The following is a 15,154-nucleotide window of genomic DNA, read 5'->3' on the forward strand; positions in this document are numbered from 1 at the left end:
CACGACCATTTTCCTGCTTTTGCTCTGGCCAGGAGCCTACGCGGTATTGTGTGGTTGCTGAGAACGGATTTTATGCGCCCTCTCATGGGGGCCAATCACGCAGAACAGGAGTTGCCACGTGCGATCCACATTGATGCTTGCCGTGCTGGTGGCCGGATCGCTAGCACTTTCTCTCGTCGCGATCTTTGCGGTGTCAGGTGAGCAATGGGTGCTAGCGGGCGTGGCATTTGCCGTTGTCCTCAATCTCATCTTGGTCGTTGCTTTGGACTCTTGGCGCCGGGTGCGCCAAATGCGTCGCTTCGTGCGACAAGAGGTCCGTCGCCTTGCTGTCACTGAGTCCAAAGAGATACCTGGGCCAACGGTGGCCGATGTTGATGTGGTGGGTTCGGTCCGTCTCATGCAGGCGCAGTATGTCGGTCGGCTGGACCGGATGCAGGCCAGCTTGACCAGGCAGTAAGGCAACTAGAAGCCAGCGCATCAGCCAACGCTCCTGCCGATCAGCGGACCCAGCACAACGCTCACGCTCAATGACTTCCGGTCAGCCAGCCCGCAGCACTACTGGCGCCGTTGCTGCTGACCACGCGCGTCTAGCGACAGCTGGCACGAACGCGTTAGTGGCGACGGCACTGCGGACTAAGTCGCTGTATGCGCGCGAAATTGTTGCTGAACGCGCATGGCCAGGGCATACACCAGCCGAGCTGGATGGCTGGGCAGCCCAACAGCCCTCCGGGCTGGAGCCGGAGATGGACCCTCGCTCATTGATGGATTACGCGCGACTGGTAGCCGTTCAGGTGGCTAGCCAAGAGAACCGCGCTTTGGCGAGAATAATCCTGGCGCTCGCAGTGGGTGAAGCGGCCGAAGAGGACCTAAAGCCCAACTACGTCGAACTGCTTCTGAACCTGCATGTCGTGTTGGGTGAGCGCACGGCTGCGCTGTCTCTGCTCAATCATCCAAAGGTCCGATCCGATGTCCGGGCAAGTTCTGAAGCAGACCTGATGAATCCGTGGTCGCACGCGGACCAAGAGCCGCAGGCGTGGTTCGCTGCGGTTGAACGACTCATGAACACCGAGCGTTTGCTGCCGCTGACGTTGATGGCCAGCGATGACCCACGCCGGCTGGGTGAAGACACGCTGTTTGACCGACTGACCGTGCAGGGTGCTGAAGCGGTCACCGCTCCAGCCAAGGTCACCATCATCATGAGTGCGTTCAAGCCGGGTCTCCAGTTACTCACGGCGGTGCGCTCCGCGATGGCGCAGACCTGGAGCAACATCGAGTTGCTCGTGATTGATGACGGCTCAGGCCCCGAATATGCAGCAACGCTGGACGCAGCGGGGGCTTTGGACTCCAGGGTGCGAGTGATCCGCAAGGCCGTCAATGGCGGGACCTATCGCGCTCGCAACACGGCTTTGCGGCAGCTCACTGGTGACTTTGTGATGGTGCTCGACTCAGATGACTACCTGCACCCCCAGGCTGTAGAGGTCCTCGTCAGGCCCCTGCTCAAACGCGACCACTTACTTGCTACCCGCGCGATGGGAGTCCGGGTTTCGGAGAACCTGGAGTTCACGCGTCCGGGCTACCGGCCGCGCTTCACCGTCGCTACATCGTTGATGTTTCGGTTTGCCGGTGTGGTGAGCCGGATCGGGTTCTTCGACACCACATACAAAGGTGCTGATACCGAATACCTGCGCCGGATGGAAGCAGCTTTCGGCCCCAAACGGTTGCGGGACATCAGCGAAGTATTGACGATCGTGCGCGGCGGCGACACGTTGTCGGCAGCAGAGTTCTCCAATGGCTGGCGGCACGGCGCCCGGCACGAATACAAGTCGAGCTATGGCCCCTGGCATAAACAGATCGCGACTGGCCTTGCCGTCCTTTCCTGGACCCGGACGCGCCGCGTCAGTTCACTCAACCTCGGCGTTGGAACCGCCCCACCCGGGCGGGCATGGGGCCAGCGCGCCGCTACGACGTGGTGTTCGCTGGTGACTGGCGACGCTATGGCGGCCCGCAGCGCTCAATGCTGGAAGAGATCGAGGCCGCCAAAGCCGCAGGCCTGCGCGTCGGCATCATGCACCTTGAGGCGTTGCGGTTTATGACCACCAGCGACCTGCCCCTGTGTGATGCCGTGCTGGCCAAGATTGCGGCTGGTGAAGTGGACTGGCTGCAACTGGACGACGATGTGGACATCGACGTGTTGATGATCCGATACCCGCCAATCCTGCAATACCCCCCGTATGCTGCGCGGACTGTCCGGGCCAAGCACGTCCTGGTGATGGCTAACCAGGCTCCCTTGAGCCGGATGGAAGCGACCAGCGCTACGTCGTCTCCGATGTCACGCATCGCACCGCTGAGCTCTTTGGCAGTCAGCCCACTTGGGTGCCGCAGAGCCCGCACATTAGGGGTGTTTTGCAAGCTCAAGACCCGGATGTGCAACTCACTGACTGGGACAACCCAGGGCTCATCGATCCCGCTGAGTGGCTGGCCCGCCCAGCCCGCCCCATGGGCGATCCGATTGTCATCGGTCGCTACTCCCGTGATGACCGGATCAAGTTCGGTGAGACCTTTGCCGAGGTCCTAGAAGGCTATGCCTTTGGTCCAGGATATGAAGTCCGGATGATGGGCGCGCAGGCGACGCTGAAAAGTTAGCGGCTCTGGAAGAGCAGACCCTGGATGACCTGCCGGATAATTGGCAGCTCGTGCCCCACCGCAGCATGGAAACTCTCGACTTTCTGCGGAATTGGACTTCTTCCTCTACCTCGATCACGCCGATGCCAACGAAGCCTTTGGCCGGGTCATCTTGGAAGCGGCGGCCAGTGGCGTGCTCACGATCGTTCACCCCAAGCACCGCAGCACTTTTGGGGACACGGTGGATTACGCGCTGCCCGGGCAGGCGCAAGCCCTGATCGGGAGGTATGCCGCAGATTCTGTCGCCTACCAAGAACGCGTCGAGCGCACGCTGGCCGAAGTACGGCGCCGGTATGGGCGCGCCGGTTTTGCAGACCGTCTCGCCTCCCTCACCGAACCAGAGCGATCGGACTCGGTCGCTGGTGGTGTGCGCCCAGGGCGGATATGGGTCGACCCTCGGTCACCGTCGAGGTAAGTCGATCACCGACTTTGCCCGGCACCGCTGAACTTCAGTTCGCGGGCGCGCCCGCCGATTTCGCATTGGTGAATATCCCCGTCAGACGGCTGGCAGATGCCGAGCTAGCCGATTCGTTCACCGTGGTGCATACAGGCTCAGAGCAGGTTGTCTTGAAGTGGGCTAGCGCGCAGATTGTTGACTTCTCCCGCGACGACCTAGCGCTCGATTTGAGATCTTCCGCACCGCCCGAGGCATTCGCGTTCCTGGCCTGCCGCGATGGCCTTGCCACGTTGATGCTGCGAGACGATTCGGTGGCGGATGGCTGGTCAACGAAGATCTACTGGCTGAGTGATCTGCCGCGCATGTTCACCCTCTCCTGACGGGTGATTTGAAGGAGCGCCACACGCTGGCGTGGCTTGGCGTCTGCGGGTGCCGCGAGTGCGGCCTCGCGACCATCGAGATACTGTCGTTAGAGGTTTCCCCTGCGCTGTGAAGTGAGTGATCCGTGAGCAAATTGCCAGATAGAGTCCTCAAGTCGATGCCGGGTATCGGCTGGCGCGACGAGCAGCTGGCCAAGCGGAAAGCCACGATTCTCGAGCTGCGAGAGCATGCGAGGACGCGCCAGGGCCGGCTTGAGGAGTTGGTGGCAGATCGCAAAGAACTCCACCGTGAACTGGGGGCTCTGGAAAAGAACTCAGCAAGAGCCGGTCACAAGCGCTGGCTCCAGGTTTGGTAGCAACTGGGAAGGCCTCTTCGTTCACTCGCTCACTGTTCGAGTTTCGTCGCACGACGGCCATGCTGCGGACCCTGGACCGAGAGCATGTCCACCCGTTGCGACAGATGCCGAACAAGCTGCACAACTACCGGCTTGCTATGAGCCACGGCGTGCCTGTTCCGGAAGTCTTTGAAGTCTTTGCCAACCCAGCCTCGATTCAGGTGGATGCTCTCCCAGACAGGTTTGTGATTAAGGCAGATGGAGGAGCCGGAAGCCAGGGCGTGCTGCCATTGATTCGCGTTGGTGACGACACATACGAGATGGCTGATGGCAGTAAGGTCTACTCGGCCGAGGGGATCAGGGCTTTCTTTGCGGCTCAGGCGGCCAAGGGCAGTGTGATGGCACCTTACTTTGCCGAGGAATTTCTGGATCAGCCCGGTGGTGGCGACATCCCAGATGACATCAAGATTTATGCCTTCTATGGAAATATCGGGCACACGCTGCTGCGCCGAGTCGGCCGCCACGGAGACCCATCGAGCGTGAGTCGGCGGTATGTCGATGCGCAGGGAAATGATGTGGGACAGGCGATGGAGGGTGCGCCGGTCGATGCAGACATCCCACTGCCGGCCAACTACGAAGAGATGGTTGAGATCGCGAGGCATCTGAGCCGGGCGATTGGCACCGCTTTCGTCCGGGTTGACCTTTATCAAACGCGCACTGGTCCAGTGCTTGGGGAGTTGACCCGCGGTCCAGGCGGTGAGTTCGCCTATGTACCTCAGGTCGATCAGGCGCTAGGTGAGGCATGGGATGCAGCGCGCTACTACGTCGATCTTGATGTCGCCCACGGGCGTCCATACGGCCGTCTGTATGGCGAGCATCATGCACCTAATCGCTACCCACCCCAACATTGGTCCCACCGCCTCGATATTCGTGAAACGGCAGAACACACTCAAGCCTGCGGTCGCTGGTGCGGAGTCCCTGACTAGAGGCTGTCGTCCCCGGTGAGCCATACCTTGCGCCCGGCTGAGGGTGCGCTGACAGGCTGAAATCGCGGTCGCTCGGCGAAGGTCCGCTGATAGAGGGCCTTACCTTCTAAGTGCTCTTGAGGCAGACGAAGCATGATCTCGATCAACCGGCGATCATTAAAGGCCGGGATACAGCGGTGCCCCTGGTCGGCGTCGAGGAATTTGGTGTATCCCCACTTGCCGACCCGCAACTCCCAGTAAGCGACGTTGTGCTGGTCGTAGTCAGCCATGTTCTCGACCGAGAAGTCGGTGTAGTCCAAGTAGTGCTCAAAGCTGTTGAGGTAGCGACGGTACTTGGTGAATTTGTCGCTCATCCAAAACCTGGTGAACCAGATGGGGTCCGGTTCCCGGTAGTCGCGGGCACGCGCGTAGGTGGTTCCGATCTCGCCACCGAGGGAGTTGATGTGGGTGAAGTTGCTCGGCAGATCAGCCCACATGGCATGGGCTGCCCCATGGGAAACGTAGTGCGTCGGATTCATTCGCCGGTGAATCTCGTTGTAGGGCGACTCAGGTTCCGGGCCACGCCACTGCAGGACCCGATGTTGTAGACCGAGTCTGCCCGCAAGTTCATTTGCCAAGAAGACATCGCTGGCGGTGCCGGGCTCCGTATTGTTGGGGTTGAAATAGGTGAAGGCGAAGGCGTCCTTGCCCAGGTATGGAAACAGGTGGGCCAACATGCCAGTGCTGTCCTGGCCACCAGTCAGGCTTACGCCCACTCTCCTATCGCGAGCGGCGAGCCGTAGATAGGCGCCGAACTGCTCTTTGTATTGTCCGTAGACCTCGTCGATGTCATCGGTAGGTTCATTGGGTTTCCACGGCCAAAAGCGACGGTGTCGTGATTGGTCGGGCGCTCGCCGGTCAATTTCGAGGAGGCAGTTGGGCAGGATGGGCTGCACACCCTCGTACGCCGTCATCGTGCCCGGCAAGTAGGTGACGCCCTTGGGGCGAATCCGCTTGATCTCATCGCGGATGCCCTCAAGGTTGTCCAAGGTCGGCGAACCTGCTGCCATGGCTACCAGGGATGCAGATGAAGCGTAGGCAAAGCTCTGAGGGGTTGTGTTGTAGTACGAGCCTTGGCTCCCCATGGTGTCCGGGACTATCCAGCACAACGGAGAGCGCACCTGATCAGCGATCGACAGTCGTTTGCGTCCGTGCAGGAGGATCAAGGTCCATCGGCCGCTCAGATAGGCGGCCTGTCGCACCGCTGCCTCGGGGCCTGACGTGCGCAGAGTGAACAAGATGGCGTCGGCGATGATCGTTGCATCGTTCTCATCGTGATCCACGTCAAGCGGGTCGCCGAGGAAGATCACCGTGCCCAGCGAGCGCTCAGTTGAGGTGGTGACTTTGGTGCGTGGATTGGTATGAAGGTGGAGCCCCTCAACCTTGCGGTGCGCCCATCCCTGAACCAAGATTGACGACGACAGCGCCCCCGACGTCAGTAGATAGCCGTGGCCAAACGCGCCCTGGGTGACGGCGTGTTGCCATTGAGGATCCATCGTGATGTCGCTAATCGGACTCTCCTTCTATGGTCAACCGGAGTCACGACCGAGGCTAGTGCCATCAGGGCTGTGGTGCACGCAAGTCCACGCCACGTGCCCCAAACTCGCGTGCTGAGCCCCTTTTTCTGGGCTACTGTTCCAAGCACAATGGGGGTCTATCCGTGGACAAGGTGAAGAGGTTTCATGAGCAAGCTGCCCCGTAGTTTCGTCCGTGGCTTGCCCGCTATCGGCTGGCGTGACGAAAAGTTGGAGGAGCAACGGACTCAACTGAATGAAGTTCGTGCCCAACTACGCGACCTGGATCAGCAGCGACGCCAATTACGCGCTGACGTCGTGCGGTTAGAGCAGGCGAATGAAAAGATCCGACAGCAACACGAACAGCGTGGCACCGCGTTAGCCGAAGAAAGCGCCAAGCTGGTCAAGACCCGTGCGCGGTTGGCTGAGGCCAGAGAGAAGCGCACCGAAAACGCGGCTCGTCGCAAAGAAGCGGTTGCTAGGGCTAAAGCCGAAACTGAAAAGTCGACGCTCAAGGCGATTCAAAAGCCCCATCATTTCACCGGTCGCTTCGAAGGTGGCGTCGCTTTGTCTTGCCCTGGGCACAAATGGACCCAGAGCACCTCATGCCTTATAACCAGATCGAATACAAGTTGCACAACTACCGATTTGGCCAGAGTCATGGTGTATCTGTCCCGAGAGTCCTGGAGGTCTGGCCAACGCCCAGTGCCATCGACCTTGCGGAGATGCCCGACCTATTTGTGCTCAAGTCAGATCAAGGATCGAGCGGGCGGGGAGTCTTGCCGCTGCGCAGAATCGGCTTCGACTCGTATGAGTTGGTGGACGGTCAGGGCAGCTTCACGATGGCGTCGGTGGTTGAACATTTTGAGGCACGCGAGGGAACCGGCAAGATTGCGGGACCGTACTTTGCTGAAGAATTCTTGGATCAGGCGCATAGCGGGCCGCTTCCGGATGACGTCAAAATTTATGTCTGCCATGGAGAAGTCATGATGACGCTCTTGCGACACGTGGACACGCACGGGCTGCAGGGTGAGCACCGGCGACGCTACGTGTCAGCGGAGGGCACAGACTTGGGGGCGGTGATGTTGGCGATGGATGTCGATGACACGATCGAAATGCCAGTCGACTATGCCGAGATGGTGCAGATCGCCAGCCATCTCAGCCGCGCTCTAGGAGTCCCCTTCGCCCGAGTGGACCTCTATCAGACCACGGTAGGGCCTGTTCTGGGTGAAATAACGAGAGCCCGGGAGACCCACAGACCTATCGGCCCGAGCACGACGAATACATGGGTCGGGTTTGGGACGAGGCCACGGCCCGCCTTGAGTTAGACGTTCTGCGAGGCAGACCAGCAGGTCGCTCGTATGGCGACCATCCCGCAGAAAACCTCTATCCGGCGGATCACTGGTCGCATTCGCTGATGCCCTTGGAGGAAGGACGCACTCGAAAGTGTGACGTTTGGTGTGGTTCTGCGAGTGACGCGGCTACAAACGCTTGATCCGCTGAAGCAGAGGGTCGCGGGGGATGGGCGGAGGCGCCGTTGCCGCGGCCCAGGCGAGCCGGATGGCTGCTGAGTTCACTGGCTTGTCGCTGTCCAGGTCGCGCAGGTCAACAAGTTTGGTGACCCGCATGGTGCCCAGCGCCCAACGCATCACGGTGTGCACAACATCAGCGGGCAGGTTGTCCGGGTCGAGGCGCTGAACGATCCAGGTATCGGGGAACGTCGGACCCAACGTGGCTGAGGTCGTCACCCACATTGTCGGTTGATCGCCCAAGGCATCGGCGGCCTCAGCTCGAATCTGCGGGTCATCGACATCCATAGCTAAGACCACGGTCCACGCTGTGCGCTGCAGCTCTATGCGCCAACGAATGCGTCGAACAATGGCGGAGGAGTAGCGAGTGATCATCGGGCCACCGCCTCCGTGATGAGGCGGGCAGCAGCGGCCGCGCCGTTTTGCAGGTTGAGGCTGTCGAGGTTGCGCTTCATCTCGGTCCGGACGGAGATATCGAGGAGTTGCTGCAAGCCCTCTAGGGCGCTCGTGGGATCGTTCTGGGCGATGAGACCCACACCGGCATCGGCGAACATCTGCGCTCGGGCGGTCTGGTCGTCGATGCCAGTCGCGGTGTTGGGCAGGAAAAGGCTGGGGACTCGAGCATTGAGCAACTCATAAGCGGAGTTGTAGCCAGCGGCAGCGACCGCACCGTCAAAGGCTGGCATCAGGTGTGCCATGGGCAGCGAGCGGAAGGTGCGCACGTTGTCGGGGGCTTGGCCGACCGCGAGGGGATTGCTGGGTACCATCACCAGCCAGTCAGTTTCGGCAATCGCATCGATCAACGTGCGAGCCACCGAACTCGTGTCGTTGATCTTGCCGGCGCCGAGAGAGAGCAAGAGCGTTGGTCGACTTGGATCAAGCCCCAAAACTTGCCTGGCTTCGGCGCGAGACAGCACTTGATCGTGGCTGACGAGGGTCACCGGTCCCACCGAGATAGCCCCACCATCAGGCACGCTCAGGCGGCCGTCTAACTCGCCTGGCTCAATGATGAGATCAAAGGCGTCACTGTGCCGCAGGTGTCGCCCACCCAAACCCTCTTTCCACAACCCGCGCCGCATCCATACTGACGTCACGTCTGGGTGCTCAGCGGCGGTCATCCGCAAGCCGCGGTACGGCGCAGCGCCATCAAAGATCAGCGCCCCGGCGCCGGACTGGTCGAGCGCGGTCCGCAGCCGGGCAGCTAGTTGGCGCTCCCACGCCGACCCAGAGAAACCGGGGCGGTAGGAGGACATGTGCTCCCAGGCATACCGGGTGCGTTCAATCACATCCGCTGCGCCCGAGAGTGACATGAATGACACAGCTTGCTGGGCGGGCATGCGCATGGCGATCGCTAACAGACGCATCAGGTGCCCCATGCCAGTGCCGTTGCTAGACATCATCAGTGCAGGTGACAGGGGTGATGGCGGCTCCGGTAGGGGCTGAGCGAAGACATGCAGGTCAGGGTCCAAGCCGAAAGGTGTGGCCAAGCCCTCAGCGCGACGCTGCGAATCGTGGTGGAGGGGGTCGTTGGCACTCATTGAATTCACTATTTCACGGGCCGCCTGGGATATGCTGCACGTTGATGTGGACTGGTCTGTGAGTATGTGTGATGACGCGGTCCACCCGTCTGACCCCAAACTGAGGAGCACAAATCGTGGCTGTTGACGCTGTGATCATCGGACTGGGCTACGTCGGTCTGCCGTTGGCTGAAGAAGCCACCAAGGCAGGCATGACTGTGCTCGGCTTCGACATCAACCAGGGCGTCGTCGACGCCCTCAACGCCGGTGAGTCCCATGTGGACGACCTGTCTAACGACGACATCTCCGACATGATTAAGGGTGGCTTCCGCGCCACCACTGATGAGTCCGAGATCGCTCAGGCCAAGGTGGCCGTGATCTGCGTGCCGACCCCGCTGTCCGAAGACGGCGGACCGGACCTGCGCGCCGTGGAGGGTGCTGTTGACGCGGTTGCGCGCAACTTGCAGCCAGGAATGCTGGTCATTCTTGAGTCGACCACCTACCCGGGCACGACCGATGAGGTTGTGAAGCCCAAGTTGGAGGCCGGCGGTTTGGTCGCTGGCAAGGACTTCCACCTGGCCTTCTCACCCGAGCGTATTGACCCCGGCAACGCCAAGTTCGGCGCCAAGAACACCCCCAAGGTCGTCGGTGGCTACACCCCGAAGACTCTGAGATTGCGGCTGCCTTCTACGGCAACTTCGTCGACACCGTGGTGCGCGCCAAGGGCACCAAGGAGGCCGAAACGGCCAAGTTGCTGGAGAACACCTACCGCCACATCAACATTGCCCTGGTCAACGAAATGACTCGGTTCTGCCACGAGTTGGACATTGACCTGTGGGATGTCATCGATGCAGCCGCCTCGAAGCCGTTCGGTTTCCAGGCGTTCTACCCCGGCCCTGGCGTCGGCGGTCACTGCATCCCGATTGACCCCAACTACCTGTCGCACAACGTGCGCTCGCGTTTGGGCTACCCTTCCGCTTTGTCGAGTTGGCTCAGGAAATCAACTCGGGCATGCCGGCCTACGTGGTTTCGCGCATTCAGGACATCTTGAATGACGAGGGCAAGTCGCTGAAGGGATCCACCGTGCTGCTGCTCGGCGTGACCTACAAGCCAAACATCGCTGATCAGCGCGAAAGCCCGGCTGTTCCGCTGGCCAAGCAGTTGGTGGCCAAGGGCGCAACGGTCCAGTTCCACGACCCGCACGTGAGCGAGTGGAAGGCACTCGGCGACGCTGTAGACCGCGTCGAAGAGCCTGGTGCCGGTGCTGCTGCCGCAGACCTGACCGTCTTGGTGCAAAACCATAAGGGCTACGACGTTGATGACTTGGCCTCGCAGGCCAACGTCTTCTTCGACACCCGCGGTGTGGTGACTGAGGGCGAGAAGGTCACGCGACTGTGACATTAGGCGGCCCCGACCAAGAAACTTCTATCCCGGGTATGACTCCGGCCCAGGCTGCCGCCTTGGCGAAGGATCACGGGATGGAACAGGTCGGGGTACGCCCGCCGCTGGGTAAGTATCTGGTCGACCTGTGGCGGCACCGTTCGTTCTTGATCACCATGTCGACCGCAGACTATGCGTCCCGGCATCAGCAGAACGTGCTTGGTCAGATCTGGGGCGTGCTGAACCCGCTGATGGTCGGCGCAGCGTACTACTTGATTTTTGGGTTACTCCTGGGGACTGATCGGGGTCTCGAGCCGGGTACCTACCCCACGTTCTTGATCATCGGGCTCTTTAGCTTCATCTTCATCTCCGCCGGCATGAACGCTGGGTCTAAGGCCATCACCGGAAACATGGGCATGGTGCGTGCGCTGCGTTTTCCACGCGTCATCCTGCCCATCTCCGTGGCCATCACCGAGCTATTTGCCACTCTGCCTGCGTTCGCCATGGCTGTGGGGGTGGCTCTGCTTTCGGGAGAGCGCCCGACCACGTCGTGGTTGCTCTTCCCGGTGGGCATCCTGATTACGTTTATGGTGACCACCGGTCTGGCGTTGCTGTTCTCACGTCTGGTCTACGCCGTTCGTGATGCGGGCAACTTCGTCCCACTGCTAACGCGTGTCCTCAGATATATCTCCGGCGTGTTCTTCGTCATCTCCGCATATGCCACTGGCTGGGTGCAGATTCTGTTGGACTATCAACCCGTCGCTCTGTGTCTGTCGATCCTGAGGCAATCGCTGATGGAGCAGTTCCCTGTGGATTGGACCATGTGGGCTATTGCGGCTGGCTGGGGAGTTGCTCTGATGGCTATTGGGACGATCGTTTTCTGGCAAGGTGAGGCAACCTATGGACATAAGTAGGACCCCGGCCGTCATCGCCAACAATGTTGACGTGAGCTATCAAGTCCTGGGTGCTGGCTCGCAGAGTAGGGACGAGACCGTCACCGGTGTTTTATCCCGAGCCAAGAACCGGGCTAAATCCCAAGTCGGAACCCGCACAATCCATGCAGTCAAAGATGTCTCCTTCACCGCATACAAGGGTGAAGCGGTTGGTCTGATCGGGCGCAACGGCTCGGGCAAGTCCACCCTGCTGCGCTCTGTGGCCGGGTTGATTCCACCCACGGGCGGCAGCATCTATCTCAATGGCACAGCGTCATTGCTGGGTGTTAACGCTGCCCTGATGAAGAATCTCAGCGGGGCCCGCAACATCATGATCGGTGGCCAAGCTTTGGGCCTGACCCGCCGTGAGGTGCGCGAGAAGTTTGACGAGATCGTTGAGTTCGCGGATATCGGCGACTTCATCAACTTGCCGATGAGCTCCTACTCCTCGGGTATGGCTGCTCGTTTGCGGTTCGCTATCTCCACCGTCAAGGTCCCCGACATTCTCGTCGTGGATGAGGCGCTGGCGACGGGCGATGCTGAGTTTAAGGCGCGGGCATCGGCGCGGATCGAAGAGATCCGAGAGGGTGCCGGAACCATCTTTCTAGTGAGCCACTCGGCCAGCCAAATTAAGAGCATGTGCACCCGCGGCTTGTGGCTGGACAAGGGGCACTTGATCATGGACGGTCCCGCCGAAGAAGTGGCCTCGGCCTACGCCAAGAAGTATCCAGTCAAGAAGCGTCCTGCTAAGAAGGCGGCGCCAGCAAAGAGGCTGCCACGGCCGTGGACGACGCACCGTAGTTTTCTCAAGCATCATAAAAATGCTCCGGCCGAGTCGATGACTCAGCCGGAGCATTTCGCTGTTGGAGTGGTGTTTCGCTAGCGACCGAGGCCTAGATAGATCCAACCGGCAGCGCGGTAGGCATCGACATCGAGGCAGTTGCGGCCATCGATGATCAACTTGAAGCAACCAGATCTCCCAAAGTGGTGGGGTCCAACTCGCGGAACTCGCTCCACTCGGTTAGGTGCAGCACGATCTCAGCATCCCGGAGAGCATCCTCGACAGAGTCGGCGTAGCTCAGCGTCGGAAAGATCTGGGCCGCGCTGGGCATAGCCTTGGGGTCATAGATGCTGACCTGGGCTCCGCTGAGGTGCAACTGGCCAGCAATCGCCAGGGCCGGTGAGTCGCGAACGTCGTCTGAGTTGGGCTTGAAAGCTGCGCCTAAGATGGCGACCCGACGGCCAGCCAGACCGTCCAACTCGCGGCGAACCATCTCAACAACGTGCTCGCGACGGCGCAGGTTGATCGCATCGACCTCGGCCAGGAAGGCCAGCGACGAGGCAGCGCCTAGCTCACCGGCGCGGGCCGAGAAGGCGCGAATGTCCTTAGGCAAGCAACCGCCGCCGAAGCCAACGCCGGCATTCAAGAACTTGCGACCAATGCGGTCGTCATGCCCGATGGCGTCGGCCAACTTGGTGACATCAGCACCAGTGATCTCACAGATCTCAGACATGGCGTTGATGAAGGAGATCTTGGTGGCCAAGAACGAGTTTGCGGCGACCTTGACCAATTCCGCCGTTGGCAGGTTCGTCACCTCGACGGGGGTGCTGTCGCCGCTGATCGTGGCTTGGTAGACCTCGCGCAGGATCTGCTCAGAGCGATCGTTGGTCACGCCAAGGACGAGGCGATCGGGGTGCAAGGTGTCGTGAACCGCGAACCCTTCACGCAAGAACTCTGGGTTCCAGGCCAGGTCGACATCGACGTCGCGAGGCGTGATCTCATTGATGCGGTCTGCGAGACGTTGAGCCGTGCCCACTGGCACAGTCGACTTACCGACGACGAGGGCCCCGTCCTTAAGGAAGGGGAGCATGGAGTCAACGGCAGCATCGACATACGTGAGATCTGCAGCCATAGCGCCTGGTTGCTGAGGGGTGCCAACACAGATGAAGTGCACATCGGCATCTGCGATTTCGGCGAAGTCGGTGGTGAACGTCAAGCGATCGTCAACGTGCTTGCCCAAGAGCGGTTCGAAGTGAGGCTCATAAAGGGGATTTTGGCGTTGCGTAGAGATTCGATCTTAGACTCGTCGACGTCGACTGCGACGACCTCATAGCCCAACTCAGCCATCCCAGCGGCATGCACCGCACCTAGGTAGCCAGTTCCGATAACTGCAATACGCATGAAAGTCCTTCGTGACGCTCGAGAATGACAAAATTGACGCTACCTGGGGCGTGTCGCAACCTGTTAGCCAGCAGCGTTGATTGTGATGCGACTGACACGCCTGTGACCTCGATAAGTGACGGGCGTCACCAGTTTGGCCCAATTTGCCCAAGGGCAGCCGGGAGTCTGACAAGATCGGGGTATGACGCAGCACATCGCCTCCGAGTTGGTCGCCAACGTCGCACAAGTGCATGTCGAGGTCGGCCAAAAGCTGGAAGCCGGAGCAGAGGTCGTGCTCTTGGAGTCCATGAAGATGGAGATCCCGATGATCATTGAAGATGCCGGCACGGTGACAGATGTCCGCGTGACCCCCGGCGATGTTGTCCAAGAGGGCGACGTCCTCGTCGTCATCGACTAGCGCGGCCACAGTCCTGAGGCGGTCAGCGCCTTGACGAATGGGCCAGCGTGCGAGCGCAAGGGTGATCGCATGAGCACAGAGTTTGCTGACCTCAGCCCCAGCCAAGCGCGGCGACGGTTTGCCGATGGCCTCGTGAGGCCGACCTCTGGTTGGAGCCGTGGCTACACCCAAGCCAACATCATTGCCTTGCCCCGCGCCCTCGCATACGACTTCCTGCTGTTTGCGCAGCGCAATCCCAAGCCGTGCCCGGTGCTTGATGTGCTTGATGCTGGTGAGGTTTCGGGGCCATTGCTGGACGGCGATATCCGCACCGATATCCCGCAGTATCGAGTGTTTCGCGATGGGCATCTGGTGGATGAGGTCAACGACGCTCGTGAAGTGTGGCGCGATGATCTGGTGACGTTCATCATCGGCTGCAGTTTCACCTTTGAGCACCCGCTGATGGAGGCCGGAGTGCCCGTGCGGCATCTAAGCGCGGGGACCAATGTGCCGATGTATCGGACTAACCGTGAGTGCCGGCCGGCGGGGAGTTTTCACGGGCCGCTCGTCGTGTCGATGCGGGCTATCCCGGCAGATCAGGTGGTTGATGCAGTGCGGATCACCAGCCGTTATCCGGCGGTGCATGGGGCGCCGGTGCACATTGGCGACCCGGGTGAGTTGGGGATTGGTGACCCAGGAAAGCCTGAATATGGCGATGCTCCACTGATGGAGCCCGGCGATGTGCCGGTATTTTGGGCGTGTGGGGTCACGCCTCAGGCCGCTGTTGCTGCGAGCGCTCCAGAGTTGGCGATCACCCATGCGCCGGGGCACATGCTGATCACGGATGCGCGGGATAGCGACTACCTGGTGCCATGACTGGCTGGATGGGCGGGTGAAAGCGCGCC

General features: G+C 60.6%; 14 protein-coding genes and 2 pseudogenes. 12 read left to right on the top strand and 4 right to left on the bottom strand.

Annotation, left to right across the window (positions count from 1 at the left end):
• The first annotated feature begins 118 nt into the window (after positions 1-118).
• From L0A91_RS12905 to L0A91_RS12930, 6 genes are all read left to right on the top strand, one after another.
• Positions 119-457 (top strand): hypothetical protein, encoded by a 339-nt coding sequence (locus L0A91_RS12905; RefSeq protein WP_235244802.1) that lies wholly within the window; start codon positions 119-121, stop codon positions 455-457.
• A gap of 70 nt (positions 458-527) precedes the next feature.
• Positions 528-2,093 carry a glycosyltransferase family 2 protein gene (locus tag L0A91_RS12910; RefSeq protein WP_235244803.1) on the top strand — a complete coding sequence of 522 codons (1,566 nt, stop codon included), beginning with the start codon at positions 528-530 and terminating at the stop codon, positions 2,091-2,093.
• On the top strand, positions 2,015-2,575 hold the full coding sequence (locus L0A91_RS12915) for a hypothetical protein (protein ID WP_235244804.1): 561 nt from the start codon (positions 2,015-2,017) through the stop codon (positions 2,573-2,575). Before L0A91_RS12910 ends, L0A91_RS12915 begins: the two co-directional genes overlap by 79 nt.
• A 108-nt stretch (positions 2,576-2,683) precedes the next feature.
• Positions 2,684-3,097: a glycosyltransferase gene (locus L0A91_RS12920; protein ID WP_235244806.1), complete on the top strand. Its 414-nt coding sequence runs from the start codon at positions 2,684-2,686 to the stop codon at positions 3,095-3,097.
• A 68-nt stretch (positions 3,098-3,165) separates the two neighbouring features.
• Positions 3,166-3,459, top strand: coding sequence for a hypothetical protein (locus L0A91_RS12925; protein WP_235244808.1), 294 nt, complete (start codon positions 3,166-3,168; stop codon positions 3,457-3,459).
• 349 nt (positions 3,460-3,808) lie between these two features.
• A complete protein-coding gene (locus L0A91_RS12930; protein WP_235244809.1) occupies positions 3,809-4,780 on the top strand; it encodes an ATP-grasp fold amidoligase family protein in 972 nt (323 codons plus the stop codon).
• On the opposite strand, the gene L0A91_RS12935 is transcribed toward L0A91_RS12930, so the two are convergent.
• Positions 4,777-6,315 (bottom strand): hypothetical protein, encoded by a 1,539-nt coding sequence (locus L0A91_RS12935; RefSeq protein ID WP_235244810.1) that lies wholly within the window; start codon positions 6,313-6,315, stop codon positions 4,777-4,779. The two genes, L0A91_RS12930 and L0A91_RS12935, sit on opposite strands and share 4 nt — an antisense overlap.
• A 623-nt stretch (positions 6,316-6,938) precedes the next feature.
• On the opposite strand from L0A91_RS12935, the gene L0A91_RS12940 reads away from it, so the two are divergent.
• Entirely contained in the window at positions 6,939-7,661 is a 723-nt protein-coding gene (locus L0A91_RS12940; RefSeq protein ID WP_235244811.1) for an ATP-grasp fold amidoligase family protein, read from the top strand.
• Between the two features lie 153 nt (positions 7,662-7,814).
• On the opposite strand, the gene L0A91_RS12945 is transcribed toward L0A91_RS12940, so the two are convergent.
• Together L0A91_RS12945 and L0A91_RS12950 are read right to left on the bottom strand one after the other, a co-directional pair.
• Complete coding sequence (locus tag L0A91_RS12945) at positions 7,815-8,237, bottom strand: hypothetical protein (protein WP_235244812.1); 423 nt, start codon at positions 8,235-8,237, stop codon at positions 7,815-7,817.
• Positions 8,234-9,400: a UDP-N-acetylglucosamine--LPS N-acetylglucosamine transferase gene (locus tag L0A91_RS12950; protein WP_235244813.1), complete on the bottom strand. Its 1,167-nt coding sequence runs from the start codon at positions 9,398-9,400 to the stop codon at positions 8,234-8,236. Before L0A91_RS12950 ends, L0A91_RS12945 begins: the two co-directional genes overlap by 4 nt.
• Positions 9,401-9,516: 116 nt before the next feature.
• Here L0A91_RS12950 and L0A91_RS12955 point away from each other — a divergent pair.
• From L0A91_RS12955 to L0A91_RS12965, 3 genes and pseudogenes are all read left to right on the top strand, one after another.
• Positions 9,517-10,777, top strand: a pseudogene (locus L0A91_RS12955) (nucleotide sugar dehydrogenase).
• Positions 10,774-11,673 (top strand): ABC transporter permease, encoded by a 900-nt coding sequence (locus tag L0A91_RS12960; protein ID WP_235244814.1) that lies wholly within the window; start codon positions 10,774-10,776, stop codon positions 11,671-11,673. The pseudogene L0A91_RS12955 and the gene L0A91_RS12960 overlap by 4 nt, the downstream one beginning before the upstream one ends.
• Positions 11,660-12,574, top strand: a complete 915-nt coding sequence (locus tag L0A91_RS12965; protein WP_235244815.1) for an ABC transporter ATP-binding protein — start codon at positions 11,660-11,662, stop codon at positions 12,572-12,574. Before L0A91_RS12960 ends, L0A91_RS12965 begins: the two co-directional genes overlap by 14 nt.
• Here the strand turns inward: L0A91_RS12965 and L0A91_RS12970 are convergent.
• Positions 12,571-13,873 (bottom strand): annotated as a pseudogene (locus L0A91_RS12970) (UDP-glucose dehydrogenase family protein). The gene L0A91_RS12965 and the pseudogene L0A91_RS12970 sit on opposite strands and share 4 nt — an antisense overlap.
• A gap of 181 nt (positions 13,874-14,054) precedes the next feature.
• Here L0A91_RS12970 and L0A91_RS12975 point away from each other — a divergent pair.
• Complete coding sequence (locus L0A91_RS12975) at positions 14,055-14,270, top strand: biotin/lipoyl-binding carrier protein (RefSeq protein ID WP_220122261.1); 216 nt, start codon at positions 14,055-14,057, stop codon at positions 14,268-14,270.
• A 69-nt stretch (positions 14,271-14,339) separates the two neighbouring features.
• Positions 14,340-15,125 (top strand): putative hydro-lyase, encoded by a 786-nt coding sequence (locus L0A91_RS12980; protein WP_235244816.1) that lies wholly within the window; start codon positions 14,340-14,342, stop codon positions 15,123-15,125.
• Positions 15,126-15,154 lie beyond the last annotated feature (29 nt).

Source organism: Ornithinimicrobium sp. INDO-MA30-4, from assembly GCF_021535045.1.
Taxonomy (GTDB): domain Bacteria; phylum Actinomycetota; class Actinomycetes; order Actinomycetales; family Dermatophilaceae; genus Ornithinicoccus.